Source organism: Methanobacterium subterraneum (assembly GCF_002813695.1).
Taxonomy (GTDB): Archaea; Methanobacteriota; Methanobacteria; order Methanobacteriales; family Methanobacteriaceae; genus Methanobacterium; species Methanobacterium subterraneum.
Genome location: NZ_CP017768.1, coordinates 1792501 through 1817416, shown reverse-complemented (window position 1 = coordinate 1817416; position 24916 = coordinate 1792501). Strand labels below are relative to the sequence as shown.

The following is a 24916-nucleotide window of genomic DNA, read 5'->3' as shown; positions in this document are numbered from 1 at the left end:
TATTTAACTAATTTGTTCGCTAACAAATCTAAGTTCAAGCCGATGCTTAAAAGGTTCCCATAAAAATATTTAAAAAATTGTCACCTGAAAAATGAGCTTTAAAAGCTTATTCCTTGTTTTCCCGGTATTTATCAACAATTTTCAGTATTTTTTCCATTTCTTCCTTTTTATGAGATCCCCTTTCCTTGGCAAAAATCAGTCTCATGTCATCCATATCTTCCGGCATGACATCTGCTATCTTAATCGCCTGGGTCTTTTTGATAATCTCTTCCAGTTCACCAACCAGCTTCTCTGCATTCTCCACTGATATTTTAGCGAATTTGGTAACATGATCCAGGGCCAGGTTCTGTTCATAATTAAGTTCATGAACTTCCTCTCGCTCTTCCAGCATTGGTTTGACTTGCACTAGAGGTATTGGGTCGGTCTCAATGACTCTTTTACCAATCATCCCCATCACTCCTGTATTTTCAGGTGTTCAGGTCGAATAATCAGTTTTTTAGCTTTATTCCCATCATTAATTGCTACTATGTAAGCTCGGCCTCTTTTTTCAGCCACTTTACCAGTTTTACCATGGAAACGTGGGTGAGGTTGGCCTTTGTGAACGCTGGGGTCGATTATTATGTGAACCAGATCGTCTTCCTGGAAGGTCTGTATCTTTTTGGTTATGGGATTGCTTCTCCCTGTTCTTAAAGTCTTTTTAAGCTTGTACCTTGTTTTACTTCTAAAACCTCTTGATCTCTGAGTCATTTTCAAAACCTCCACTTCAGTTAGAAATGGGCTATTAAATTTAGTTATTAAATTTACTTACAATTTCGCTGTTTTTGAAGCTTTATTACTCCAATAGAGTTACTTGACCATTTAGTTAGCTTTTAATGAAACATAAGCTAGTATGGTTGTTAATTTTATGATGTTATCTCTCATAGAGCTTAACCTTTAATTTAAGATAAAATTCGTATGAATCCTCCAATGGTCATTGGCTCCGTGAAATCGATTAAAATTATTTATGATGTAACTGAGTTTATAAAACTATCCTTCCATCCATTTAAATGTTAACCTCTAACACATCCAACTCGATACACTTGGCAGATATGCCCAGTAAGGATGTCACACTGGGCCGGGTTCGATTTTCATCACTGGATATAAGTTCTTTAATATACAATCCACCTTCACAATTCACAATCAATTCAAAGTGGTTTGAATCCAATAGTTTAACTTGAATTTCCTTCACTTCTCGTGTACGGATCTTATCAGCTCTCCTATGGGAAACTCGAATAGGAGTCCGTTGTTTGATTATATTAAGGGAATTTAAATCATTCAATTTATCTTCATCAACCGTTTCTTCCAGTTCTACCAGGGCACGGTAGGTTTTGTAGGTTTCGGTTGATGATGCTTTAATTCCACTTCTGCGATCTTTATTCACCATTTTTAAATCAAGAACTTCTACTTTACCCTGGCATTCCTGATTTATTTGGGATGTCAGTTCTTCCAGTTTTAATTCACGTACTCTGGGCTCCTTTATCTCCAGTACAAATGGCCTCCCTCTGCCTAACATCCTAACATCCACGTCTTCCCTTCCAGCACCGTGAAATCGAGATTCATGACCTTCAGTTGCATCTAAAACCTTTTCGGCTATTAATTCTTCAACAGATTCGGGGTACATTTTACCGGTGAAATCGCATCTCTCACATCCCTTTCCCCTGCATTTTCGGCAGGGCCATCTGGTCTGGGGGATACCCCTTAGAAGCTTGCGGTATCTGCCCTCAATGAACAATGGATTCATCTGAAGCTCCACCCGGTCACGGGTAAAGTCCATCATAATCACCAAGTGGGGGTTGTCAAAATCCACTTCCCGTTCCAGGCGGTGTTCTAATTCTTTACCCAACTCCCGGTTAATTTCTTTCTTGATACTGTCACTGGTGTTTCCAATTTCTTCCTGTATTTTTCTCTCTTTTTCCAGAATTTCCCGGGGAAGGCGGCAACCTACCAGAAAGGTTTTAAATTCAACTTTGGAATCATGGATTGTGTTGATTATTTTTTCAAGGGCATCTCCCAAGTTTAAAAAAATATCTCCACATACATAGCAAGTTTCACTCTCATCCGGAACTGTAGTGACAATTTCGAGAACATCCTTAACATAGATTCCCCGTTCTTGATTGTCATTACCTGAAAGCTGGGGATAAAAATTCCTACCCAGACAACGATTGCAAATGTTCCCTTCGCTGATTTCAATTATTTTCTGGGTTTGTTCTTTAATTTTATTCATGGTCTTCTGTCCTGATATAAATTAGATTTTACTGGATATACATTATCATGATTAATGGATTTAAGGGATGTTCTTAAATTCATAAAAGGAATTTAGTCACCTTAATGCAGTTTACAACTTAAAAAAAAGTTGGCAGTAGGTCACCGCATCATCTGGCGCATCATCTGGCCCAGTGGCCCATTCATCTTACGTTTTCCGAAGCCTTTAATGGCTTTTTTGGTAACTTGATAATATTTCAGGAGTTCTTTAACATCCTCGTTACGCATTCCCGCCCCTCGGGCTATTCTTTTAACCCGGGATTGCTTAATGATTTCAGGATGGGCGAGTTCCTCTTCAGTCATGGAGTCCATCAAGATTTTATACTTGCCCAGCTTTTCCTCAGTTACCTGGGAAGCGTTTTTGGGTAGTTTATTCCCCATACCAGGTAACAGGTTCATCACCTGCTGCATGGGCCCCATTTTGTTCATCATCTCAAACTGACTGTACATGTCCTTCAGGGTGAATTTACCACTGAGCATGGCGTCCATGGCTTCAGCATCCACGTCTTCTTCGGCAATTTCCTCAGCACGTTCAATGAGACTTTTAATATCTCCCATTCCCAGTAATCTGGATATGAACCGTTCAGGGTCGAAGGCTTCCAGGTCCTCTATCTTTTCACCAGTTCCAATGAACTTGATGGGTGCTCCAATCTCCGACACTGCTGACAGGGCACCTCCCCCCTTGGCTGACCCATCCAGTTTAGTGATTACAATGGATCCAATTTTGGTGGTTTTACTAAAAGCAAGGGCCTGTTCTCTGGCTTGTTGCCCAATAGTACCATCAATGACCAGCATAACTTCATCTGGCTCTACTACTGCCGAAATCTGTTCCATTTCGTCCAGGAGATCTTTTTCCTCCTTATGGCGTCCGGCAGTATCCACAATTATAAGATCCTGCTTTTTGAACTCATTTAAACCTTTTCTAGCCAGGTCAAGAGCATCTTGGTTATCGGGGTCTCCGTAGAGGGATAAGTTCAGGCTCTCCGTAAGCTGGCGCAGCTGTTCGTAGGCTGCAGGCCTCCAGGTATCGGTACAGATTATAGCGGGATTGAAACCCTTCTTCTGTAAGTATCGCCCCATTTTTCCAATGGTAGTGGTTTTACCACTTCCCTGCAATCCCACGAAGAGTATTTTGTAGGGTTTCTTATCAATCTCAACTTCTTTTGCTTTATCTCCCAAAAGATGGACCAATTCATCGTATACGATTTTAATAACGTGTTCCTTGGCGGTAACTCCTTTAGGGGGTTCTTCATTCAATGCCCTATCTTCTATAGTTTTGGATAGATTCAGAACCAGCTTTATGTTAACATCAGACTGGATCAAAGCCCTTTGAATGTCTTTAATGACCTCTTTAACCACTTCCTCATCGATAATGGTCATTCCGGCCAATTTCTTCATGGTTTTGGTCAGATTTTTACCCAGGTTACCTAACATGATCTCATCACCAGGTCTTTATCCCAATCAATTTAATTTACAGGTTAAACTATTTTTGATGTGTTTGATTCAGGAGGTAAGCTTTTTTCCATTCAGCGAAAAATCAGTAAGCTACCTCTAATATTTTTATATATTCTTAAAATTTCTAATAAAAAATTCTACTTGTTTACTCATCTAAATTTAATATTATATAAAATAATTTTGGATTGGGTATTCTCATCACACCGTACTTAAACCATGCAAATTCATAGAGTTATTATATTAATATACTAAAAATAATCAGGGAACATGATATATTATAATTAATACATGCACTAAAACAATGGGTTATCTCAACCTATTCTTTTGGGTAAAGCCCCGTAGGTGAAGTCCCATTATATAATCTCTTAATCAAGGTGATCTAATGCTGGAAAAGCTAGTTAAAAGTCTTGTTGAAGCCCCAGTCGTGAAAAAAGGCGAATACGATTATTTTGTACATCCCATAACCGATGGAGTGCCTCTGGTTGAAGCTGAAATCCTGCAAGAAGTAGCAGAAGCGGCTTCCCAATTTGGAAACATGGATGTGGATATAATTGTCTGTGTGGAAGCCATGGGCATCCACCTGGCAACAGCCATCTCCCTCCTCACCAACATTCCCTTTGTGGTGGTAAGAAAACGTTCCTATGGATTGGAAGGAGAAATTGCAGTACACCAAACAACAGGATACAGTGAAGGTGAATTATACGTCAACGGCCTAAGCAAGGGCGATCGTGTTTTCCTGGTGGATGACGTAGTCAGCACCGGGGGGACCATGACTGCGGTGATCAAAGCCCTCAAACGCATAGATACAGAGATCGTGGATGTAATGGCCATCATCGAAAAGGGTGACGGTCGAAAATTCGTGGAGAACGAAACTGGAATTAAGGTTAACACCCTGGTACGGGCCAATGTCATCCAGGGTAAAGTGGTGGTGGAAAAAATCACTGCAGGTCAACAGGATTAATCTAATAAGAGCTTGGATGAAGATTTTAGATTAATTTAAGTATTAATTTGAAAGAAACTAATTTAAAAAGGAATAATCAATGCTCATAAAAAATATTAATCTAAAAATGTATTTAGAGGATAAAATTAAAATTTAACCGGATAATTCAAGGGTATTATGACTAATTATCAATTCAACATCCACCAGATACTGAATAAAATCAGGGAACAAGGGGCCAAAATTGTTGGTTTACAATTCCCTGAAGGTCTTAAAGTTCATGCAACTGAATTAGCCCACAAAATAGAAGATGAAACCGGGGCTATGGTTTTAATATCTGGTGATCCCTGTTATGGGGCATGTGATCTCTCGGATAATGTGATGGAAGGTATGGTGGACTTACTGGTACATTTTGGACATACGCCCCTCCCCATTGATTATAAAGTTCCCACACTTTTTGTTGAAGCCCATTATCAATTGGAGTCCATGGAGATTTTGAAAGAAGCTCTGAAGTTTCTGGAGGGAAAGAAGAAAATTGGTCTGGTGACCACCACTCAGCATCTGCATTTTTTAGAGGACGCGGCCCATTTCCTGGAGGAAAATGGCATGGAAGTTCTCATGAAGGCTGGTGTCGGTACACTACCGGGCCAAGTATTGGGATGTAATTTTTCATCAGTTCAGGATCTGCCAGTGGATGCGTTTCTTTATATGGGTAGTGGCAACTTCCACCCACTGGGAATAAAACTCTCCACCCAAAAACCAGTAATCATAGCCGACCCCTACCTTAACCAGGCACGAAATATTGATGAATTCACCGACAGAATTCTCAGAATAAGATTCGCCCGCATAACCCGGGCTAAAGAGGCTAATAAATTCGGAATACTCATCTCCTCCAAGGAGGGTCAGTGCCGTTGGGAGCTGGCAAAAGATTTAAAGAAGATGATATATAATGAAGGTAAGGAAGCTTATCTTATATTCATGAATGAAATAAACCCTCCCAGTTTACTGCCATACATGGACTTAGATGCATTTATAGTAACTGCTTGCCCTAGAATAGCTATTGATGATTCTAAAATGTATAAAAAACCTCTTTTAACTCCTCAGGAACTGGAGATTGTTCTGGGGAGGAGAGAATGGGAAGATTACGAGATGGATGAGATTAAATACTAAGGTCATATAATTATTAATTCATAAGCTAAACACAGTATTCAACAAATATTAATAATGTAAATATATAAGAAAATATTATCACCTATCTTTCTTCGGTTAGATGATTTCGATATTGGAATAATAACCATTACAATCACATTTTAATTTCATAAACATAAAAAAAATTATTGTTCACACTGATTTAATCTCACAGTATAATTTATCGCATTCATTGATCATCACCTAATTCATAAATCTGATTTTTATCAGATATTATTCAAAAATTTAGAATCATAATAAACTCATCATGAATTCAATTAGAATTATATCATATCATACACTACATTATAAATCATTAAAATTTTATAAATTCGTCTGGAACGCTTAAAAATTCATTAATCAATGTTAAAGTTATGAATAAAGGTTTTCAAGTGTTTTCATGGTAAAATAAGTATTCAATCGTAATTATGAATATATCATTGAAAGCAAAGCATGTGAATAATTAGAGTACGCTTGTTTTTTAAAATGAGGTGAATTAGATGAAAGCAAAAAACGGAGATTTCGTTCTTCCTGGTGACGCTTTAGGAGTCACTGAGGAGTTTCTCCCGTCTGAATGGACCTATGACGACCATGGTGAAATCAGGTCCCTGGTGGCGGGAACAGTAACCATAGATCAGGAAAACAAAAAAATATCCATAATTCCCAAAACCAAATCCCCTGTAATATTAAAAAAAGGGGACGTAGTTTTAGGGCAGATAAGAGAAGTTAGAGGACAAAGAGCACTAGTAGATGTAGATGGAATTAAAGACAGTAAAAGAAGTCTACCCATCACTTTCCTGGGCGCCATACACATTTCTCAGGCAAGAAAGGGATACGTGGACAAACTCACTGATGATTTCCATATTGGAGATCTTATACAGGCCCGAGTCACTAAGGTAATGGGAGTGGACAACGCTGATCTCACCACTGCTGAAAATGAACTGGGCGTTTTAAAGGCCATGTGTACCAACTGCCGACATTTCATGAAAAAGATTGGTAAAAAAGAAGTTAAATGCCCTAACTGCGGTAGAAAAGAGACTAGAAACATCTCTTCAAATTACGGGGGATAAAATGAAGATTATAACTGACAAAAGGAATGAATTAGAGATAGAAATAACAGGAGAGACCCACACGCTCTGTAATGCTCTGCGAAAGGCCCTTATGGAAGATAAGGATGTGGAAGCAGCAGCATATGTAATAGATCACCCTATTATCGGGGAGCCAAAGCTCTACATAAGGGCTAAAAATCCTAAAAAATCCCTAAAAAACGCTGCTGAAACTCTTAAATCCAGATGTGATGAATTTAAAGAGCTCATAGAATCTGATGGTGATGGAAAAACTAAAGGAAAGAAAGCCAAAAAGCAGACCAAAAAAACTGCTAAAAAAAGCACCAAGAAAACCACCAAAAAGAAGAAGTGATCTGGAAATCTTGAAAAACATCAAGAAATTCAGAAACATCAAACCAGAAATAAGAATTCTGGGTTTGGACGATGCTCCATTTGTTCCCCACAGCCGGGAACAAGTCATGGTTATTGGAACTCTCTTCCGGGCAGGAAAATGGCTGGATGGGGTTCTTCGCACCCATATAACGGTGGATGGCACTGATGCCACTACATCTTTAATTCGTATGGTTAATGGCTCCCGGCATCTGGAACAGCTAGGGGTAATGATGTTAGATGGCATCACCCTAGGTGGATTTAACGTGGTTAATATCCAGAAGATATTCCATGAAACAGAAGTACCAGTTATAGTCATCATGCGTAAATATCCTGACTTACCACGTATAAAAAAAGCTTTGAAAAAATTTCCAGATTGGGAAGAACGTTGGAATCATATTCTTGATGCCGGGGAGATCTATAAAGTTCATGCCAACCAGGAGTTTATCTACATGCAGCTGTGTGGTATCAGTCCGGAAGATGCTCGCGAGATCGTGAAACTTTCTGCAACCCGGAGTGCAATACCCGAACCCATTAGGGCAGCACATATTATAGCTGCTGGTGTAATTACTGGGGAATCCAAAGGAAATGCTTAATACAAGATTTCTGGGAGGGGCATAAACATGCCTTTCTCCAACACACAACTGGCAGGACAATCTTAACAATGAAGGTGCGTGCATATCTATTACAAGATATAAACATCCTCTATTAACTGTTGATGCAGTAATAAATACCATTAAGGGGAAAATAATATTCATAAAGCGTAAAAACTCTCCTTATAAAGGTTCATGGGCTTTACCTGGCGGTTTCGTTGAATATGGTGAAACAGTTGAGGAAGCAGTTATAAGGGAAGTTAAGGAAGAAACAGGTGCAAAAATCGAAATTCAAGATTTATTGGGAGTTTATTCGGATCCTGCAAGGGATCCCAGGGGGCACTTGGTTACGGTATGTTTCCTGGCCATTAAAACTGAAGGTATGCTTAAAGCAGATACTGACGCAACTGAAGTTGCATGCTTCACTGTTAATGAGGCTATGGAGATGAATTTAGCCTTTGATCATAATAAAATATTAAAAGATGCGATAAAAAGAATTTCATAAAAGGGGAAAAATTAAATTATAATACTAAAATCATAATAAACGAGTCTGTATTAATGATCATCACTAACTAACAAATTTCCAAAATCATAAGTTAAACATGTAAATAATAGGATTAAATGAATTAAAGTTATATATTATGTTAAATCTTATTAGGAGGATTTAAATGAAGTTTTGCCCTAAATGTGGGACAGTACTGTTCCCTAAAGGTGACTGTTTTGAATGTTCATGCGGTTACCAAAAAAAGATAACTAAAGAATCTCTAAGTGAGTATGAGGTTTCCGAGAAAGTAGCCCCCAAGGAGAATGTAATAGTAACTGGGGATGATATTAAGACCCTGCCCACCACTAAGGCATTATGCCCTAAATGCGGCAATCGAGAGGCATTTTGGTGGTTACAACAAACCAGAAGGGCTGATGAATCTGAAACCAGGTTTTTAAGATGCACAAAGTGTGGACAAACTTGGAGAGAGTACGATTAAATCTTATTGAATTGGAGATGTTTAAATTGGAAGGAGAACCCAAAAAGGGAAGTCAAAACCAGGAAATCTCTGAAATTGACCAATCTAAGGTATCTCAAATCTCCTCCTCAGCTAATGAATCTGATGCACCCACTGGATCAGATGAGTTTAATGAGTCTCAGGAGCCTAAAACTAGTCAGAATAACACTTCTAATGATAAAGGTGAAAAACGGCGTTTCAGAGACTTTTTGGCAGGGGGTGATATTAGTCCGAAATCTTCTGCCCATGTTTCGTCTCCAAGTGATCAAAAACCTCAGGGGAAAAGAGAGAATAAAGAAAAAAATATTAAGGATTCAGAGTCACATGAATTCCATTTCAGCCAGGAACTCATGAAATTCAACTTTTACCGGAAGCTCAGGTCCAATAAAGAACAGGCCATCAGAATTGGTGGAGCGGTAATAGGCACGGTTTTCATCATAGCTGGAATAGTATACCTTCTTGGCTCCACAATACGGGTGGCAGATAATGTGATATTTGGTGAAAGAGCAGTGATCTCTGCATTTTTAATATTGATGGGGGTCTTGATTATCGCAGGTATCTTTGCCAGCCGACTTTTGGAGGGAAGTTTCCTAAAAAGCATACACAGTGAACTGGAAGTGGCTGAAGACTCTGATTCCAAGGATAACTCAAAAGATAAGAAAGACAAACAAAAGGATAATATAGAGGAGAAGGATAAAAAGTAATTAAGGAGGATGTACATGTTCAAGGCAGTTTTAAGTGATTCCAATATTTTGAAGACCAGTTTTGATGCCATATCATCCATTGTAGATGAAGTGCAGATGCAGGCCGATGAAGAGGGCTTAAGTCTGGATGCTCTTGACCGCAGTCATATCACTTTCGTCCATTTGGAGCTCAAGAAGGGAGTATTCGATGAATATCAGTGTGGCGAGCCCATGAAGATCAACGTGGACACCGAGGAACTGATGAAAGTCTTAAAAAGGGCTAAATCAGAGGACATGGTTGAGCTTACTGTGGATGAAGGTAACCTGATCATATCATTTGAGGGTGAAGCCCGCAGAAAATTCAAGATTCGTCTCATAGACATAGAATACGAAGCACCAAGCCCTCCACAGCTTGAATATCCTACGGAATTCGAAGTACCCTTTTCACTTCTTAAGGACTCCATTCAGGATATAGGAATAGTTTCTGATAAAATTGCTCTCCATGTGGATGGGGAAAAATTTGAAGCATCTGCAGAAGGAGAATTTGGGGATGCTAAAATTGAGTACTTACACGGGGAAAGAATAGAAGAATCTGCAAGATCCATATTTTCCCTTGAAAAAGTTAAAGAAATGTTAAAAGCTGATAAATTCTCAGAATCTGCTGTCCTACGACTTGGAAATGACATGCCTCTTAATCTTGCCCTGAAAATGGCTTCTGATGAGGGTGAATTGAGTTTCCTTCTAGCTCCAAGGATAGAGAGTGAGGAATAAGTGAGGAATAGGGTTGGATGAATTTTTCCAGAATTTGAGGGAGATCCAAAAAAAGGAACGGAGTCTAAGTAGTTTATCTCCGGTTGGGAATGATTTCTACCAACAAATCTCCAACTATTTCAACCGATTGATGAAAAGGATAGATAGTAATCCATTTTCATTTGAATCCTATCTTCTCCGTGATGCTCAGAGGATAGTAGTTGAAATATGTGAGAGGAGAGAGTATAAAATAACTAACAGCGCAGTAATGAATGCACAGCGTTCATACCACCTGTTTAAAGATTCTAAAGGTGATAAAAGGCCTAAAATTCCCTCAAATTCTACTCCTGAGGAAGAAAATCTTTATAGGGAGATTTATCAGTCCCTAACCACTTACCGGGAAGAAATGAGGTCTCCACTTATATCTTACTCCAAAGATATTAAATCAGGTTCATTTAATCCGCTTAGGGCTTCTAAAACTCATGAAAATGATATTAAAGTACCTAAGGCCGATATTCAAATTGATGAGCCGAGCAAGGTAAGTGAAAAGGCCATAAATTATGATGAACTCCCTAAAGATCCTTTAATTCCAGAAAAACCTGGAAAATCTGCAGAAATAAGCCCTGCCGTGGATGAAATTCCTCCTGAGATCCAGGATGAAATATACCGGCAGTTTGGCAGAGAACTGTCCAATGATAAAGAACTGTCCAATGATGGTTCAAAAAAATCAGACGGAATTTCTTTAGGAAAAAAAATAACTGGGGATTCAAAAAATAGTTCTAGTATTTCAGATAATTTTAAAAATGAATCTGAAGAAATTCAGCCTCCCTCTGGTGACGTTGTTTTAGCAGAATCATTCAAAGATAATTCTAGTACTCATAAGATGTCCACAGAGGTTTTAATGATTTTGGACGAATTGCCTTCCATCATGGGGGTGGATAGCAAGGTTTACGGCCCATTTTATCCTGGTGACATCATTACCATGCCTGAACCTAATGCCCGCATACTTATCAAAAACCAAAAGGGTAAGTCCATCCAAAGGTATAAATAAACAGTGAAATATAAATAGCGAGATATAGAGTCAGGCTTTTTATAATAGTCCGAGGACCATTAATCAATTTTACAGGTCACATGACTTATTTTTACAGCCAAAGAGGTGATTATATGAAGATTCCTAAAGAAAGGAAAACTTACTGTCCAAATTGCAAGAAACACACAGTTCACACAGTATTAGAATCAAAAAGAAGAAAAGCCAGCGAACTAAAATGGGGTCAAAGGCAATTCAGACGTGTAACCAGCGGTTACCGTGGATACCCTCGACCATTACCATCAGGTAACAAACCAACCAAAAAACTGGACTTAAGATACAAGTGCAAAGAATGCGGTAAATCTCACATAAAACGCTCAACATTCCGTGCTGGGAAAGTAGAGTTCATCCAGCAGTAGGTGTATAACAATGTCAAAAAGTAAAAGTAACTTTTTAAGAGTCAAATGTGGAGACTGCGGCAACCAACAAGTTGTTTTCGATCATGCTGCCTCCAAAGTGGAGTGCATAATCTGTGGTAAATCTCTGGTAAAATCTAAGGGCGGAAGATCTGAAGTTGTAGCCCAAATAATCGAAGTCCTGGACTAAGGTGTTTTAATGGTAAGAATGAAGCATAAGTGGCCACAAGAAGGTGACTTGATCGTGGCCACCGTGCATAAGGTCCTTAATTACGGCGCATTCGCCAAATTGGAAGAATACCCTGGAGAAGAAGCTTTCATACACATCTCCGAGGTATCTGCCGGATGGGTGAAAAACATTCGGGACCACGTACGGGAAAATCAGAAGATTGTTGCCCGGGTACTCCGTGTTAACCCCAAAAAGGGCCATGTTGACGTTTCCATGAAAAGGATCAGGGAAGATCAAAGAACCCGTAAGATCCAGCAATGGAAAATCGAACAAAAAGCAGAGAAACTCCTTGAATTTGCAGCAAAAAGCATAGACAAGGATCTGGATGCAGCTTACGATGAAGTAGGCTACGCCATGATGGATGAATTCGGAGACCTATACGGTGCATTTGAAATATCTGCTGAAGAAGGAGCAGACTCCCTCATAGAAAGGGGAATGGACGAAGCATGGGCAAACGCCATAACAAAAGTAGCCCAGAAGAACATCTCCCCTCCAGAAGTACAGATCACTGGATACGTGGATCTTACTTCCTATGCTCCAGACGGAGTGGAAATCATACGCACAGCCCTTAAATCAATTAATAAGGATAACATTACTGTGCAATGTGTTGGTGCACCACGCTACCGGTTACTGGTCAAATCCGCGGATTACATCACCGCTGAAACCATTCTCAAAGAAGCTGCAGATGAAGCCATTGCAACTGTTCTAGAGGCTGGTGGCGAGGGCGAGTTCCACCGGGAATTAGAATGAAGATGAAAATGAGAAGGTGCAGTTCCTGCAGGGAATACACCCTTAAAGATCAGTGCCCACACTGCGGAGGAGAACTAGAAGTTGTATACCCTCCCCGCTATTCTCCTGAGGATAAATACGGTAAATACCGGAGAATACTCAAAAAACAAATCAGCCAATCTTAGGCACATTCCATTCAGGAACGCATTGTCTTATATTTTATTAATTCTTATTCATAAGAATCCTTTATTAGTTATGTAGGAGTGTTTTAGATGAAGGAAACCTTCATAGAACTGATTAAAGAAGTGGATCTTGATGATCCCATATTTATTGAAGCCCTACCAGGGATAGGTCATGTTGGCAAACTGGTTGCCGAACACATCATACACGAACTGGGGGCAGAAAAATTCGCAGAACTTTACTCACCATCATTCCCACCACAGGTTTTCGTAGATGAAGATGGGCTGATCGAGCCTATGAAAAACGAGTTTTACTACCTCAAAAGCCAGGGTGAAGATGAAAGAGACTTCATTTTCCTGGGAGGAAACACTCAAGGACTTAGTCCAGAAGGTCAATATGATGTATGTGGGTCTATACTCGATTTCGTTGACAAATACGGTGTTAAAGAAATATATACCCTTGGCGGTCTGGGAACAGGTCAACCTGTGGAAAACCCAAAGGTCTTCGGAGCAGCTACCAACAAAGAACTAGCTGAAATGCTCAAAGAACATGAAGTAACCTTAAGATCCGCGGATGGTGGAATAATAGGTGCATCAGGTCTAATTCTGGGCCTGGGAATTTCCAGAGGTATGAATGGTGTTTGTTTAATGGGTGAAACACCAGGATACTTCATTGATGCCGATGCATCCAAAGCTGTACTCACCGTGCTCTTGGAACTATTGAAAATAGAGTTAGATGTGGCAAAACTGGAAGAAAGGGCTGAAGAAACCCGGAAAATGATCAGTAAAGCCCAGCAAATGGAAAGAGAAATGGCAGAAAGGATGAACATTGTTCCTGGGGAAGAAGACCTGCGATATATAGGTTAATCCTATTATATTGCTTTATTTTTTTTATTTTAATCTTTATTTTAACATTTTGTTTAAAAAAAATTATATTTAATGGGGTATTTTATTTAAAAAAGGTGCAAAAACATGATCATAAGGGCTGATCTGCATATTCATGGCCGTTACTCCATGGCTACTTCTAAAAACATGACTCCTGAGCTATTATCTTCTCAGGGAAGTCTTAAAGGATTACATTTAGTTGCCACCGGGGATGGTTTTCATCAGGGATGGCTTAACATGATAGAGGAGGCCACTGAAGAAGCAACTGAAGGGGTTTTCAGGATTAAGGAAACCAAAAGCATGCACAATGAATTTCTTCAGGAGGAAATTCCAGGGGATCAATCCAAAAATCCGGAAACCAAACTCATTCTAACCTCGGAGGTGGAAGATTCTAAAAGAGTCCACCACCTTATCATTCTCCCTTCTCTGGACGCAGCCTACCAAATGCGGAAAAAACTTAAAGGCAATCTTGATTCCGATGGAAGGCCGAGGGTGCGCATGAACGGTGCTGAGATACAGGAACTGGCCCTTGCAAACGGTTGTATAATGGGACCATCACATGCATTCACACCCTGGACCAGTATCTACAAAGAATACAATAGTATCCAGGACTGTTACAGTGAAACACCCGATTTTGTGGAACTGGGACTCTCAGCAGATACCAATATGGCGGATCGCATTGAGGAATTGCAGGAGCTGCCCTTCCTCACCAACTCCGATGCCCATTCTCCATGGCCCCACCGGTTGGGACGTGAGTTTAATGAAATTGACGTCAAAAATTTAAGCTTCCCTGCCCTGGCCAGGGCAATTGCTCATAAGAAGATCACAGCAAACTATGGCTTTGACCCCCGACTGGGTAAGTATCATCACACTGCCTGTACCAAATGTTACCAGCAGTTCCATCCTGAAGAAGCCCTGAAGATGAACATGAAATGTCCCTGTGGTGGCACCATAAAAAAAGGTGTTGACTACCGGGTGGAGGAACTGGCCACCTGGGACGAACCACACCACCCCCCACACAGACCCCCATATATCCATATCATGCCCCTGGCTGAAATCATCAGCCTAACCCACAGTAAAGGAGTTACCACCAAATTTGTCCAGAGGAAATGGCAGGAACTCATTCTAAAATTTGGTGATGAAATATCAGTACTAATCGATGCACCCCTAGAGGAGATGGTGGAAATAGATTCGGAACTCACCCGCAGAATAAAGGCATTCCGGGATAAAACACTCCAAATAAAGGTAGGCGGTGGGGGAAAATACGGGGAATTAGTTTTTAATGAAAACTCCACCTTGGATGCTTTCTTATAACCTTGTAGAATGCATTTTTCTTAAGAATATTGATCCCACTTGAATTATAATCCCATGGTGAATTGGTGGCTGTAAAGTTTTTGGGTGTTGAAGCAAATTTCACAAAAATTTAAAAAACTTCAGATTTAAATCAAATTCCAGTTATAAACCGTTAAAATTAAGTATAAAGTGAGAATAGATATAATAACATGCCTAATGAAATTATAACTACTCTCAGTTCTAGTATTGCGTCCATGCAACTTAATCTTTTCGATTTTGTTGTGGAAAAACCAAAATTTGATGAAGTTTTAACACGAAGATTTCAAAGGTCTGAAATCACTCGAAACGTGAATAAAAACCTGAATTTACTTTCAAACAATCATTTCGAATATTTAAACCCAATTTGTCCTAATTGTAATTCAAATCATGTGATTAAACAGGAATATCATGAAAGAAACCCCATATTGGCTGATTCAGGACCTCAAAAAATTTATTTGCGACGATATAAATGTAAAAGTTGCAGTAAAAAGTTCACAACAAGCTTAGATTCAGTTATAAAACCTCATCACAGATACGTTAATATTTACAGTGATAAATTAGAGTCTTTGATTCAAACAGGCTATCGTTCGCTGCGTAAATTGGGGGAAGACTTTCAAACGTTCTTTGGAAACTCACCATCACACACAACCATTAAAAAATGGCAAACCATAGAAGTTGAAAAACGAATAACCAACACAATAACACTTTATTCAGGTTACTACGCGTATGATGAGCAGTATATTCGACTTAACGGTAAAAGACACTACCGTTTAACATTATACGACACCATACTCAACATACCAATAGCAGAAGAAATAGCTCCTAAAAGAACTACAGAAACCATAAAAAGATTTATTGAAGAATCCACAAAAAATCAACCACTGATAGCAATTACAACCGATCATTTCCGAAGATACAAAAGAATAATGGACAAAATTGGTGTGAAACACCAATTATGCATATTTCACCTATTTAAAATGATAGGAAACAGTGTACACAAAATATTAAAGTCCAAAAATGTCTCCAAACGTGAAAAAATAACATTATGCCTTTATTTCACCGACATAAAAAACATATTCCGCACATACAACGAAGAAACATCAATAAACAGACTAGAAACACTACTGGACAAATTCAAAGATATTCCAAAAGTTTTACAACGATACCTCACTAAAAAGATACTTCCAGACTTTCAAAGACTCACACACTTCATGAGAAGCCCATTCATACAACGAACATCCAACAAAGTAGAAAATTACTACAGACAAACAGACCCCAACCAAATAAAGAAAATTTACAAAACAATAAAAGGAATACTCAGCTACCTAAACCAAAAAATGAAAAAATGGACAGCTAAACATGGAAAAAATATCAACACCCAATAACTTTACAGTCCCGTGAATTGAAAAAGTTTTTATAATCTGAGTGAGTATCCAATTCTATAGGTAGTCAGAATTGTTGGAGTAATTTTATAAATTAATAATAATATAAGCATTGCCAGAATAAAAAAGGAAAATTTGAGGTGTTTATAGATGAGTTTAGCTATGGAATACTCTTGGGTGATTTTAGGAATAATTATTGCCGGTTTTGTCTTAGTGAGTTTCATGACGCAATTTTTAAACCGAAGCCCTGCAAAATAATTTTTTTTTTCAAATTTCTGCTTGATTTTTATCCACATTTTTATTTTTCAACTTTTTTTGGGGCAGTGAATATTTGAATTTAATTAACCCTGGAATGGATATAATTAGTGTATCTACAGAATCAGTATTTATCTCATTAATTTATAGAACTTTAGTGTAAAAACAGACCTAAAAAAGTTATTATATAATTGGAAACAAAATTAAAAGATTAAATTAAACGGACCCGCCGGGATTTGAACCCGGGACCCTCAGATTAGGAGTCTGATGCCCTATCCTGGCTAGGCTACGGGCCCACATTCATTATTAAAGAAATACTAATTAATTATTATTTTTATTCTATATTCCTCAGTACTTTTACAATATCCTACCTCTCGGGGTATTCAATTAAAAAAGGGTACAAGTAACGGACCCGCCGGGATTTGAACCCGGGACCTTCGGATTAGAAGTCCGACGCCCTATCCAACTAGGCTACGGGCCCGTATGAATTTAACTGTATGCAGGTGATTCTCCTTCGCCTTGAACAGCCTGAGCAAGTTCCTTAAGTCTTGACTCTATTTCTTCGGCTTCTTTCAAAAGTGGCTCGGAGTTAACTTCTATGTTCACCATCCTATTTAAAACATCCACTACACTGGCAGCTGCACGTGGATCAGGATACTGATTCAAGACCTCGGCAAACAGACATGAGGCCGGAATGTCACTGGCAATACTACGTGTAAGAAGAGTTCCTGATAATCCGTTTATATTTCCAAAGGGAAGTATGGGAAGATCAAGCTCTCCTAACCGTTTTAAACCTTCTGGAGAGTTAGCAGCTGCTGCAACTCCATTGGTTTTTTGCCGGACAGCAATACTATTTAGGGTGATGAGTTCTTTACTGTTATTCTTTTTCATCCATTCAACAATGGCATTGGTCATGTCGTAGGTGACATTTGGTGGAACCACGAAGTCGGATAGAAATAGTACCAGATCATCGGCATTGTAAATTCTAAAAGGATGTATGGCTACTCCCCGGTAGAGGACTGCTAATGGGGGGAAATGTTTAGACTCAATATGTCCAATTTTTTCCATTTTAAGTTCTTCCACCAGAAGCCATCCTACTATATTACCGATAAGGCCCAGTTCAGGAGATCCTTCAATGACCGTTGCATTTTCAACATCTTCTGAGATTATTTTACAGCATTCTACTTCAGTTTCCACCATTTTAACCATCAGGGAGCACCCCCTGCTCCTCCTAAATTCGCACCAGTCTCAGGATCAATGTAGATTTCACCCACCTGATTACCATTCATCAGCACTGGCACTAAATAAATCTTTTTACCATCGGATGTAATCAGTTTAGGGGTTCCGGCAGTAGCCCCGTCTTGCAGAATGTATTTTTGTGCAATGGTTTTAGCTTCGGAAGTTGATATTTTAACAGTTTCACTTCCAGATGCACTGGTTTTCTGGCTGGTAGATGTTGAAACACTGGATGCAGAACTTTGCTGGTTCCCTGAATCAGATCCAGCGACTGAACTTGCTTGTTGGCTTGTATCGGGGTTGGTTGACGTCACTGGTTGCCATAGCCCTGGAGTCTGGTTGGATATCTGGTAACCTGCAGCAGCTACACCTATCAGTAATACTATCACCACGGACACCAGAATTTTGGAGTCTATCATCAGCTCACCTCTTTATTAGTATTAGGTTGGATATATCACAATATTTTGTTTTTAGTTTAGGAATTTATATTTTCTATATTCCTTATTAGTTCTATTATAATGATCTAATCTTATATTAAGATTTTGAAGATTATATTCCATGCTTCATTAATAGTCTAAAATCCAATAATATTTAATCAAATAAAAAGAAACACCGCTCTGCTTTATTTCAATTTCCTGATTAAAGTATAGGAGTTTATAATTAAGTTTTTAATGCTATTTATATTTTTCATTTTGATCTTTAAAGAAAAGCTTATAATAATATTTAAAAGTTAGAGATATTGATGTTCTTATAAAAACTAAGAGGTGATACATTTGAGCGAAAAAATAGTTATATCGCCAACCTCACGACAGGAAGGACACGCAGAGTTGGTCATGGAAGTAGATGATGAAGGAATAGTAACCAAAGGCCGATACTTTAGTATTACTCCTGTTAGAGGTTTAGAAAAGATGGTGACAGGGAAAGCTCCAGAAACTGCCCCAGTAATGGTGCAAAGGATCTGTGGAGTATGTCCTATACCTCACACCCTGGCTTCAGTAGAAGCTATGGATGATTCATTGGGTATAGAAATACCAAAAGCAGCTAGACAGTTAAGAGAACTTACCCTTGCTGCGCATCACATAAACAGCCACGCTATCCATCAGTTTTTGATAGCTCCCGATGTTGTGCCAGAAAACCTGTTTACCACTGCAGTTGAATCCGTATCTGAGATTCGGAAAACCGTGCAGATGGTAGTGGATATGGTTGCTGGAGAAGGTATACACCCCTCCGATGTTAGGATCGGTGGAATGGCCAGTAACATAAGTGAAGTTGCAAGAAAAAGGCTTTACGCAAGATGTAAACAACTTAAACCAAAATTAGACGCACATGTCGAATTAATCATTGGTTTAGTTGCAGACAAAGGATTCCCAGAAGGATTAGGTGTTACAAACGCACCAACACTCGCCACCGATGTATTATACGGTAACCGGGATAACTTTGATTTAGACAGATTCACAGAAATAATGCCAGAAAGCTGGTACGATGACCCTGAAGTAGCCAAAAGAGCTTGTTCAACCATCCCTCTCTACGATGGCAGAAATGTGGAAGTGGGTCCAAGGGCTAGGTTAGCCACTTATGGTGATTTCAAAGAAAGAGGTGTAGTGGCCCAGCACGTAGCCAGAGCAGTGGAAATGAAAACAGCACTATCCAAATGTATAGACATTTTGGGTGAACTGGACACATCTGCCCCAGTAATGGCTGATTTTGATGTAACTGGGACCAATAAACTGGGAGTCGGTGCTATTGAAGGACCACGTGGAATGGATGTTCACATGGCCCAAGTTGCCGATGGTAAAACTCAGTTCTACAGCTGTCTGGTACCAACCACCTGGAACATACCCACTATGGGACCAGCCACCGAAGGATTCCACCATGAATTCGGACCTCATGTTATCCGAGCCTACGACCCATGTCTGTCCTGTGCGACTCACATGATCGTAGTAGACGACGAAGACCGGAGCATTCTCAAAAACGAGATGGTCAGGATTTAGGGAGGAGCATGCCATACAGCGCAGAGATAATAGTGGTCGGATGCGGAAACATCCTTTTTGCGGATGACGGATTCGGACCAGAAGTGATAAAAGCACTTGGAGAATACTCTAAGGAAAACCCCTTACCAGATAGTGTCATGTTAATCGATGCCGGTACCGGTGGCCCCCACTTTGTCTTCAGCCTGCCTCATGAAGAATGGAAGAAGATGATAGTGGTGGATGTGGTACAGTTTAATGCAGAACCTGGAACAGTCCGTAAATTCAGTGTTGACGAAATTCCCAAAGGTTCCTACGAAAACGTGCATTCCTGGCCAGTTAACGAACCATTACATGATTTAGCGGATATCTGCGAAGTTATGGTAATTGGATGCAAGCCAGAACATATCTCTGCCCCCGATGTGGAAATGGGGTTAAGCAAAAGTGTGGAAGATGCCATTCCCAAGGCCATTGAACTGATATTAAAGGAAATAAGGGGTTAGTTGATGTCAATATTAGCCCGCATTAAATCGTTTTTTGGAATGGAGGCAAAACCTGACAAGAACGCTTCACAAGAGGAGGTTGAAAAAGTGGCTGAAGAAAAAGCTAAACCAAGAATAGGATACATTCACCTGAGTGGATGTACTGGAGATGGAATGTCGTTAACCGAGAATTACGACATCCTCGCACCTTTACTAACTGAAATGGTGGATATAGTTTACGGACAAACCCTGGTAGACCTATGGGAAATGCCTGAAATGGACATAGCCCTGGTTGAAGGATCTGTGTGTCTGCAAGATGAACACAGTTTACATGAACTCAAGGAAGTACGGGAAAAAGCAGGCTTAGTAGTGGCCTTCGGGTCCTGCGCAGCAACTGGTTGTTTCACCCGATACTCACGAGGAGGACAGCAAGCACAGCCAAACCACGAATCATTCGTGCCAATAGCTGATCTGGTAAAAGTGGACCTGGCCATACCTGGCTGCCCGCCATCACCGGAAATAATAGCTAAAACAGTTGTAGCTGCCATAAACGGTGACATGGACTACTTACAGCCCATGATGGACCTGGCTGGTTACACCGAAGCGTGTGGCTGTGACCTGCAGAGCAAAGTGGTAAACCAGGCCCTATGTATAGGATGTGGGACCTGTGCCATGGCCTGCCAGACCAGAGCCCTAAGCATGACCAACGGAAGACCAGAACTGAACAGTGACCGTTGTATTAAATGTGGAATCTGCTACGTGCAGTGCCCACGAAGCTGGTGGCCTGCTGAAAGGATCAACCAGGACTTAGGGTTATAGGAGGTGAAAAAATGGTATTAGGAACCTACAAAGAAGTTGTTGCAGCAAGATCAACTGACAAACAGATCCAAAAAATAGCCCAAGACGGAGGAATAGTATCTGGTCTATTCTGCTACGCCCTGGATGAAAAACTCATCGATGGTGCAGTAGTAGCCGGACCAACTGACGTCATGTGGAAACCAGAACCAATGGTAGCCATGTCCTCAGATGAGATACTGGCCGCCGCTGGAACCAAATACACCTTCTCTCCAAACGTCTGGATGCTTAAAAAAGCAGTCCGACAGTACGGTCTAGAAAAAGTTGGTACAGTAGCCATTCCCTGCCAGAGCATGGGAATCAGGAAAATGCAATCCTACCCATTCGGTGTAAGATTCTTAGCAGACAAAATCGCCCTAATGTTGGGTATTTTCTGTATGGAAAACTTCCCATACGAGTCTCTGAGAACTTTCATATCAGAAAAAGCAGGAGTTGACTTTGACCTAGTGGAAAAAATGGATATCGGTAAAGGTAAATTCTGGATCCAAACTGCTGACGAATTACTCAGCATACCACTCAAAGAAACCCACGGATACGAACAGAACGGATGTAAAATCTGTCTAGACTACGTGGCAGAACTAGCTGACGTATCAACTGGCTCAGTGGGAACACCCGATGGCTGGTCCACAGTCTTCGTCAGAACCGATGCCGGTGACACTATATTCAAACAGGCTGTTGAAGCTGGAGTTATTGAAACCAAATCAATGGATGATGTAAAACCAGGTTTAGGCCTACTTGAAAAACTGGCCACCGACAAGAAAACCAAAGCCATGAAAGTAATAGATGAAAGGAAAGCCATGGGCTTACCTGTACCTTTCAAAGGCAGCGGTGAAAAAGAAGACCCATTAGCCAACGTATAGGGATAACATCCCTATTTTTACTATTTTTTTTGGATAAATTATTGGATTGTATACATAGCTTTTCCAGTATTTATTGAATTTAGGACATCTATTTAGATTAATTACATTCAACCTAAACCTGTATGATATTCCAGACTACAAATTAAGTCATAATCAATGGGTAGGTAAAAACTAAAAATGGAATGGGAATAATACTAGATTAGGGAGTAAAGGGGAGTAATAATGGAAATGATTTTTTTAATTAGTGGGGCGCTGTTTCTAGCCTATGCAGGAATGCTGATGTTGTATTATAACATTTATTCAAAAGAAAAAAAGAATAGGCCACCTAAACTGATTTCAAAAGGTGTGATAAGCCTCAGAAGGGGGGTTTATGAGAAAGCATATGCTTATTTTAAAATTGCTTATGAATATTCTGAAAAGAACAATGATTATCATAATATGGCTGAAGCCCTTTATCACATAGGATTAGTGTACCGGGAGCAGGATGATGTTGAAAGTGCCCAGTACTTTTTTGAAGAATCTTTTAAGATATTCCACGAAAATGAAGAGGAGGAAGGGGTTGTTAAAACCCAAAAATCCCTAAATTATTTGTAATCTTCAAATTATTTATAATAATCTTTAAATGGTTAACGCAGGTGAGATATAATGGTGGAAAAATGTTGCAGAAAAAAATTCCTGAAAATGTGATTTTTTGTGGTGAGTGTGGTGCTCGAAACCCCATTAATGCTAAATTCTGCAGTGAATGCGGGCTTAATATTGATAAAAAATCTGATGATCAATCCTTAAATGGGGAAATGAATTCCTCTGGAGAAAAATCTTTGGAATTAACACCCGCGGAATCGTATTTGATCTTATATTTGGATTCTTCAAATTTAGCTACTGATAATGCTCATGGAAAAGAATTGTTAAAATTAACAATGAAGGATCTTTTAGCACGTAAAGTTATCAAAATCGATTCTCGCGAGGAAAAGAGGTTTTTGTCCACTAAAAATGTTCAAAAGATAGGAAAGGGAGAAAACTTTGACACGGATCTCAAGCCCCATGAAGAAATATTTACTTCACCCTTAAGTAAAAATCCTGAATTAGATCTCAAAAAATATTTCAAAAAAATGTTAAAACCGTTTAAATCTCGTTTAACTGGCCCTTCATTTTCAAAGTATAAAACTGATTTTGTAATGCCTATTTTAATTGAAAAAGGATATGTTTTATTGGTTAAGAAGAAGGGTATAGTATCTCCTGCAAAATATGAGCTAACTGGATCTGGTGTGGGAATTAAAAATAGAATAAATGATATATTTAAGGATTCAGATAATTTGTTCCAATGGGCAGATTCCAATCCAGAGAAAGCTAAAGCTTTTTTATCAGCAGTCGGCACGCATATATTCATTCTCCCCTACGACATGGATCAGCTGCTGTCATTGAAAAATAGACTAGCCAATGTTAAGACCAAAACATCAAAATTCTATCCCTACTTACTTTATCCGGTTTCTTTTTTGATTGGAATGAAAATGGGTGGAAGAAATGCATCAAAAAAGAGAGAAGATTTGTTTGATTACGATGATTCCTTTGATCTATTTGACATGGACGTTTTTGATGGATTAGATGATTTTATAATTGACTCATTTGATGATGTTTTTGATTCCTTTGATGATATCTGTGATTCTTTCGAAGGCGGGGATAATGATGGATTTGACTGGTGAATAAATCTTAACTCACCATAGATCTAATTTCCATCATCCCTTTAAACTTTCCACTTTTTTTTGTCCGGTTATAACCTATTCAGTTATAACGGTACATCCATCTCCTTCCACAATAACCGTATGTTCAGCCTGGGCCACCCTAGCCCCACTCTTCTCACGGAGAACATGGTAAGGATAGATTGCCCTTGAAGAGATAAGTTGCCTCATGGCTGGATTCAATTGACGTATACCTGGTTCTTCCTTTAACCATCTCTGAGCAAAAGGAAGGTTTGCATACTTCATTTTTATCAGATCAAGTAACTTTCTGGCTGGAGCCAGGCGCAGAGGTCGGTCTCGGAGGAATCTGAAGATAAAAGTATCTTTCATGTCCCCAACCACACCAACACCATCAGTTATAAAAGGTTCTATGGCAAGAACATCCCCTTCTTCTATTTGATGATGATTTTTTTCCTTAATATTGGGTACAGATAACCCTGAATGGAGAATCCATCGATCCATACTGTGACCAGTTAGATTGGCTACGGTTAAATAACCCTGGGATTTTACATAATCTTCCACTGCTTCACCAATTTTGCCCAGCTCAGCACCGGGTCTGATGTTACTAATGGCAACTTCGAGGGCATGCTTAGCCGTTTCAATCATTTCAACCTGTTTTTCAGGGGTGTAAACTTTCTCTCCAGATTTGTAAGGACCTTCTCCTGATCCGATCATCACAGTAGTAGCTGAATCAGCAATGAAACCATCAAAATGGGCCCCTAAGTCAATTTTCACCAAATCTCCTTCTTTAAGGAGGGTATCATCCCCGGGAGGTGAGGTGTAATGGGCTGTAACCTCATTTATGGATATGTTACATGGAAAAGCTGGGAAACCTCCTCTTTTAATAATTTCTGATTCAATGAGGTTTATCAGACTTAAAACTTTCATTCCTTCATGAACTTCATCAACTGCCAGTTCTCTAACATCTTTTACAATTTTGCCTGCTTTTTGGTACATGTCTATCATGGCATCACACATGGACTGATATTTTTCCAACAATTT

The 24916-nt window shown here is 39.5% G+C and carries 30 protein-coding genes and 2 tRNA genes; 23 read left to right on the top strand and 9 right to left on the bottom strand.

The genetic code is table 11. From position 1 onward, the window contains the following. Window positions 1-106: 106 nt before the first annotated feature. From BK009_RS08925 to BK009_RS08910, 4 genes are all read right to left on the bottom strand, one after another. Window positions 107-448 (bottom strand): RNA polymerase Rpb4 family protein, encoded by a 342-nt coding sequence (locus tag BK009_RS08925; protein WP_100907160.1) that lies wholly within the window; start codon window positions 446-448, stop codon window positions 107-109. Window positions 449-453: 5 nt separating this feature from the next. Continuing rightward, window positions 454-747 (bottom strand): 50S ribosomal protein L21e, encoded by a 294-nt coding sequence (locus BK009_RS08920; protein ID WP_100907159.1) that lies wholly within the window; start codon window positions 745-747, stop codon window positions 454-456. 295 nt (window positions 748-1042) lie between these two features. Then, a complete protein-coding gene (locus BK009_RS08915; RefSeq protein WP_100907158.1) occupies window positions 1043-2263 on the bottom strand; it encodes a tRNA pseudouridine(54/55) synthase Pus10 in 1221 nt (406 codons plus the stop codon). Window positions 2264-2403: 140 nt separating this feature from the next. Then, window positions 2404-3735 carry a signal recognition particle protein Srp54 gene (locus BK009_RS08910; RefSeq protein ID WP_100907157.1) on the bottom strand — a complete coding sequence of 444 codons (1332 nt, stop codon included), beginning with the start codon at window positions 3733-3735 and terminating at the stop codon, window positions 2404-2406. Between the two features lie 403 nt (window positions 3736-4138). On the opposite strand from BK009_RS08910, the gene hpt reads away from it, so the two are divergent. The 17 genes from hpt (at window position 4139) to BK009_RS12425 (ending at window position 16526) form a co-directional block, all read left to right on the top strand. Beyond that, window positions 4139-4717: a hypoxanthine/guanine phosphoribosyltransferase gene (gene hpt, locus BK009_RS08905; RefSeq protein ID WP_100909412.1), complete on the top strand. Its 579-nt coding sequence runs from the start codon at window positions 4139-4141 to the stop codon at window positions 4715-4717. A 156-nt stretch (window positions 4718-4873) separates the two neighbouring features. Further along, on the top strand, window positions 4874-5863 hold the full coding sequence (gene dph2, locus BK009_RS08900) for a diphthamide biosynthesis enzyme Dph2 (RefSeq protein ID WP_100909411.1): 990 nt from the start codon (window positions 4874-4876) through the stop codon (window positions 5861-5863). A 518-nt stretch (window positions 5864-6381) separates the two neighbouring features. After that, window positions 6382-6951: an exosome complex RNA-binding protein Csl4 gene (locus BK009_RS08895; protein ID WP_100905369.1), complete on the top strand. Its 570-nt coding sequence runs from the start codon at window positions 6382-6384 to the stop codon at window positions 6949-6951. A gap of 1 nt (window position 6952) precedes the next feature. After that, window positions 6953-7300, top strand: a complete 348-nt coding sequence (locus tag BK009_RS08890) for a DNA-directed RNA polymerase subunit L (RefSeq protein WP_100909410.1) — start codon at window positions 6953-6955, stop codon at window positions 7298-7300. A 10-nt stretch (window positions 7301-7310) separates the two neighbouring features. Continuing rightward, window positions 7311-7913, top strand: coding sequence for an endonuclease dU (locus BK009_RS08885; RefSeq protein WP_232728080.1), 603 nt, complete (start codon window positions 7311-7313; stop codon window positions 7911-7913). A gap of 88 nt (window positions 7914-8001) precedes the next feature. After that, window positions 8002-8415, top strand: coding sequence for an NUDIX domain-containing protein (locus tag BK009_RS08880; RefSeq protein WP_100907153.1), 414 nt, complete (start codon window positions 8002-8004; stop codon window positions 8413-8415). A gap of 163 nt (window positions 8416-8578) precedes the next feature. After that, window positions 8579-8893 (top strand): transcription factor S, encoded by a 315-nt coding sequence (locus BK009_RS08875; protein WP_100905373.1) that lies wholly within the window; start codon window positions 8579-8581, stop codon window positions 8891-8893. 26 nt (window positions 8894-8919) lie between these two features. After that, complete coding sequence (locus BK009_RS08870; RefSeq protein WP_100909408.1) at window positions 8920-9615, top strand: hypothetical protein; 696 nt, start codon at window positions 8920-8922, stop codon at window positions 9613-9615. 15 nt (window positions 9616-9630) lie between these two features. Further along, entirely contained in the window at window positions 9631-10365 is a 735-nt protein-coding gene (gene pcn / locus BK009_RS08865) for a proliferating cell nuclear antigen (pcna) (RefSeq protein WP_100905375.1), read from the top strand. A 13-nt stretch (window positions 10366-10378) separates the two neighbouring features. Continuing rightward, window positions 10379-11395 (top strand): DNA replication complex subunit Gins51, encoded by a 1017-nt coding sequence (locus BK009_RS08860; RefSeq protein WP_100909407.1) that lies wholly within the window; start codon window positions 10379-10381, stop codon window positions 11393-11395. A gap of 113 nt (window positions 11396-11508) precedes the next feature. Further along, the gene (locus BK009_RS08855) at window positions 11509-11790 is read left to right on the top strand and encodes a 50S ribosomal protein L44e (protein ID WP_100905377.1); all 282 of its coding nucleotides are present in this window, start codon (window positions 11509-11511) and stop codon (window positions 11788-11790) included. A gap of 10 nt (window positions 11791-11800) precedes the next feature. Continuing rightward, window positions 11801-11977, top strand: a complete 177-nt coding sequence (locus tag BK009_RS08850) for a 30S ribosomal protein S27e (protein ID WP_004029362.1) — start codon at window positions 11801-11803, stop codon at window positions 11975-11977. Window positions 11978-11986: 9 nt separating this feature from the next. Continuing rightward, entirely contained in the window at window positions 11987-12766 is a 780-nt protein-coding gene (locus tag BK009_RS08845; RefSeq protein WP_100905378.1) for a translation initiation factor IF-2 subunit alpha, read from the top strand. Beyond that, the gene (locus tag BK009_RS08840) at window positions 12763-12930 is read left to right on the top strand and encodes an RNA-protein complex protein Nop10 (protein ID WP_100905379.1); all 168 of its coding nucleotides are present in this window, start codon (window positions 12763-12765) and stop codon (window positions 12928-12930) included. The genes BK009_RS08845 and BK009_RS08840 overlap by 4 nt, the downstream gene beginning before the upstream one ends. Window positions 12931-13017: 87 nt before the next feature. Continuing rightward, on the top strand, window positions 13018-13791 hold the full coding sequence (locus tag BK009_RS08835; RefSeq protein WP_100907151.1) for a proteasome assembly chaperone family protein: 774 nt from the start codon (window positions 13018-13020) through the stop codon (window positions 13789-13791). A gap of 105 nt (window positions 13792-13896) precedes the next feature. After that, window positions 13897-15123 carry a TIGR00375 family protein gene (locus BK009_RS08830; RefSeq protein WP_100909406.1) on the top strand — a complete coding sequence of 409 codons (1227 nt, stop codon included), beginning with the start codon at window positions 13897-13899 and terminating at the stop codon, window positions 15121-15123. A 188-nt stretch (window positions 15124-15311) separates the two neighbouring features. After that, window positions 15312-16526, top strand: a complete 1215-nt coding sequence (locus BK009_RS12425) for a transposase (RefSeq protein WP_100907334.1) — start codon at window positions 15312-15314, stop codon at window positions 16524-16526. A gap of 473 nt (window positions 16527-16999) precedes the next feature. On the opposite strand, the gene BK009_RS08815 is transcribed toward BK009_RS12425, so the two are convergent. The 4 genes from BK009_RS08815 to BK009_RS08800 form a co-directional block, all read right to left on the bottom strand. Continuing rightward, window positions 17000-17074, bottom strand: a tRNA-Arg gene (locus tag BK009_RS08815). Window positions 17075-17185: 111 nt separating this feature from the next. Continuing rightward, a tRNA-Arg gene (locus BK009_RS08810) sits at window positions 17186-17259 on the bottom strand. Between the two features lie 8 nt (window positions 17260-17267). Then, window positions 17268-17987 (bottom strand): proteasome assembly chaperone family protein, encoded by a 720-nt coding sequence (locus BK009_RS08805; protein ID WP_100909403.1) that lies wholly within the window; start codon window positions 17985-17987, stop codon window positions 17268-17270. Then, complete coding sequence (locus BK009_RS08800; protein WP_100905383.1) at window positions 17987-18433, bottom strand: PepSY domain-containing protein; 447 nt, start codon at window positions 18431-18433, stop codon at window positions 17987-17989. The genes BK009_RS08805 and BK009_RS08800 overlap by 1 nt, the downstream gene beginning before the upstream one ends. Before the next feature lie 354 nt (window positions 18434-18787). On the opposite strand from BK009_RS08800, the gene frhA reads away from it, so the two are divergent. The 6 genes from frhA (at window position 18788) to BK009_RS08770 (ending at window position 23878) form a co-directional block, all read left to right on the top strand. Continuing rightward, entirely contained in the window at window positions 18788-20005 is a 1218-nt protein-coding gene (gene frhA, locus BK009_RS08795; RefSeq protein ID WP_100909402.1) for a coenzyme F420 hydrogenase subunit alpha, read from the top strand. Window positions 20006-20013: 8 nt separating this feature from the next. Beyond that, window positions 20014-20484, top strand: coding sequence for a coenzyme F420-reducing hydrogenase, FrhD protein (frhD, locus tag BK009_RS08790; RefSeq protein ID WP_100905385.1), 471 nt, complete (start codon window positions 20014-20016; stop codon window positions 20482-20484). Window positions 20485-20493: 9 nt separating this feature from the next. Then, the gene (gene frhG, locus BK009_RS08785; RefSeq protein WP_394340087.1) at window positions 20494-21282 is read left to right on the top strand and encodes a coenzyme F420 hydrogenase subunit gamma; all 789 of its coding nucleotides are present in this window, start codon (window positions 20494-20496) and stop codon (window positions 21280-21282) included. An 11-nt stretch (window positions 21283-21293) separates the two neighbouring features. Further along, window positions 21294-22178 (top strand): coenzyme F420 hydrogenase subunit beta, encoded by an 885-nt coding sequence (frhB, locus tag BK009_RS08780; RefSeq protein WP_100905387.1) that lies wholly within the window; start codon window positions 21294-21296, stop codon window positions 22176-22178. Between the two features lie 222 nt (window positions 22179-22400). Further along, window positions 22401-22772, top strand: a complete 372-nt coding sequence (locus tag BK009_RS08775; protein WP_100905388.1) for a tetratricopeptide repeat protein — start codon at window positions 22401-22403, stop codon at window positions 22770-22772. A gap of 62 nt (window positions 22773-22834) precedes the next feature. Beyond that, entirely contained in the window at window positions 22835-23878 is a 1044-nt protein-coding gene (locus tag BK009_RS08770) for a zinc ribbon domain-containing protein (protein WP_100909401.1), read from the top strand. A 75-nt stretch (window positions 23879-23953) separates the two neighbouring features. Here the strand turns inward: BK009_RS08770 and map are convergent, their stop codons facing one another. After that, entirely contained in the window at window positions 23954-24880 is a 927-nt protein-coding gene (gene map / locus BK009_RS08765) for a type II methionyl aminopeptidase (RefSeq protein ID WP_169032713.1), read from the bottom strand. Window positions 24881-24916: the final 36 nt, after the last annotated feature.

Excerpts from the sequence above, each read along its gene's own strand:
- BK009_RS08925 (WP_100907160.1), bottom strand. The coding sequence starts at position 448 with ATGATTGGTAAAAGAGTCATTGAGACCGACCCAATACCTCTAGTGCAA.
- BK009_RS08845 (WP_100905378.1), top strand. The coding sequence starts at position 11,987 with ATGGTAAGAATGAAGCATAAGTGGCCACAAGAAGGTGACTTGATCGTG.
- BK009_RS08800 (WP_100905383.1), bottom strand. The coding sequence starts at position 18,433 with ATGATAGACTCCAAAATTCTGGTGTCCGTGGTGATAGTATTACTGATA.
- BK009_RS08890 (WP_100909410.1), top strand. The coding sequence starts at position 6,953 with ATGAAGATTATAACTGACAAAAGGAATGAATTAGAGATAGAAATAACA.
- pcn (WP_100905375.1), top strand. The coding sequence starts at position 9,631 with ATGTTCAAGGCAGTTTTAAGTGATTCCAATATTTTGAAGACCAGTTTT.
- BK009_RS08915 (WP_100907158.1), bottom strand. The coding sequence starts at position 2,263 with ATGAATAAAATTAAAGAACAAACCCAGAAAATAATTGAAATCAGCGAA.
- BK009_RS08920 (WP_100907159.1), bottom strand. The coding sequence starts at position 747 with ATGACTCAGAGATCAAGAGGTTTTAGAAGTAAAACAAGGTACAAGCTT.
- BK009_RS08855 (WP_100905377.1), top strand. The coding sequence starts at position 11,509 with ATGAAGATTCCTAAAGAAAGGAAAACTTACTGTCCAAATTGCAAGAAA.
- BK009_RS08835 (WP_100907151.1), top strand. The coding sequence starts at position 13,018 with ATGAAGGAAACCTTCATAGAACTGATTAAAGAAGTGGATCTTGATGAT.
- BK009_RS08840 (WP_100905379.1), top strand. The coding sequence starts at position 12,763 with ATGAAGATGAAAATGAGAAGGTGCAGTTCCTGCAGGGAATACACCCTT.
- dph2 (WP_100909411.1), top strand. The coding sequence starts at position 4,874 with ATGACTAATTATCAATTCAACATCCACCAGATACTGAATAAAATCAGG.
- BK009_RS08805 (WP_100909403.1), bottom strand. The coding sequence starts at position 17,987 with ATGGTTAAAATGGTGGAAACTGAAGTAGAATGCTGTAAAATAATCTCA.
- BK009_RS08875 (WP_100905373.1), top strand. The coding sequence starts at position 8,579 with ATGAAGTTTTGCCCTAAATGTGGGACAGTACTGTTCCCTAAAGGTGAC.
- BK009_RS08910 (WP_100907157.1), bottom strand. The coding sequence starts at position 3,735 with ATGTTAGGTAACCTGGGTAAAAATCTGACCAAAACCATGAAGAAATTG.
- BK009_RS08770 (WP_100909401.1), top strand. The coding sequence starts at position 22,835 with ATGTTGCAGAAAAAAATTCCTGAAAATGTGATTTTTTGTGGTGAGTGT.
- map (WP_169032713.1), bottom strand. The coding sequence starts at position 24,880 with ATGATAGACATGTACCAAAAAGCAGGCAAAATTGTAAAAGATGTTAGA.
- BK009_RS12425 (WP_100907334.1), top strand. The coding sequence starts at position 15,312 with ATGCCTAATGAAATTATAACTACTCTCAGTTCTAGTATTGCGTCCATG.
- frhB (WP_100905387.1), top strand. The coding sequence starts at position 21,294 with ATGGTATTAGGAACCTACAAAGAAGTTGTTGCAGCAAGATCAACTGAC.
- BK009_RS08895 (WP_100905369.1), top strand. The coding sequence starts at position 6,382 with ATGAAAGCAAAAAACGGAGATTTCGTTCTTCCTGGTGACGCTTTAGGA.
- BK009_RS08775 (WP_100905388.1), top strand. The coding sequence starts at position 22,401 with ATGGAAATGATTTTTTTAATTAGTGGGGCGCTGTTTCTAGCCTATGCA.
- hpt (WP_100909412.1), top strand. The coding sequence starts at position 4,139 with ATGCTGGAAAAGCTAGTTAAAAGTCTTGTTGAAGCCCCAGTCGTGAAA.
- BK009_RS08850 (WP_004029362.1), top strand. The coding sequence starts at position 11,801 with ATGTCAAAAAGTAAAAGTAACTTTTTAAGAGTCAAATGTGGAGACTGC.
- BK009_RS08830 (WP_100909406.1), top strand. The coding sequence starts at position 13,897 with ATGATCATAAGGGCTGATCTGCATATTCATGGCCGTTACTCCATGGCT.
- frhD (WP_100905385.1), top strand. The coding sequence starts at position 20,014 with ATGCCATACAGCGCAGAGATAATAGTGGTCGGATGCGGAAACATCCTT.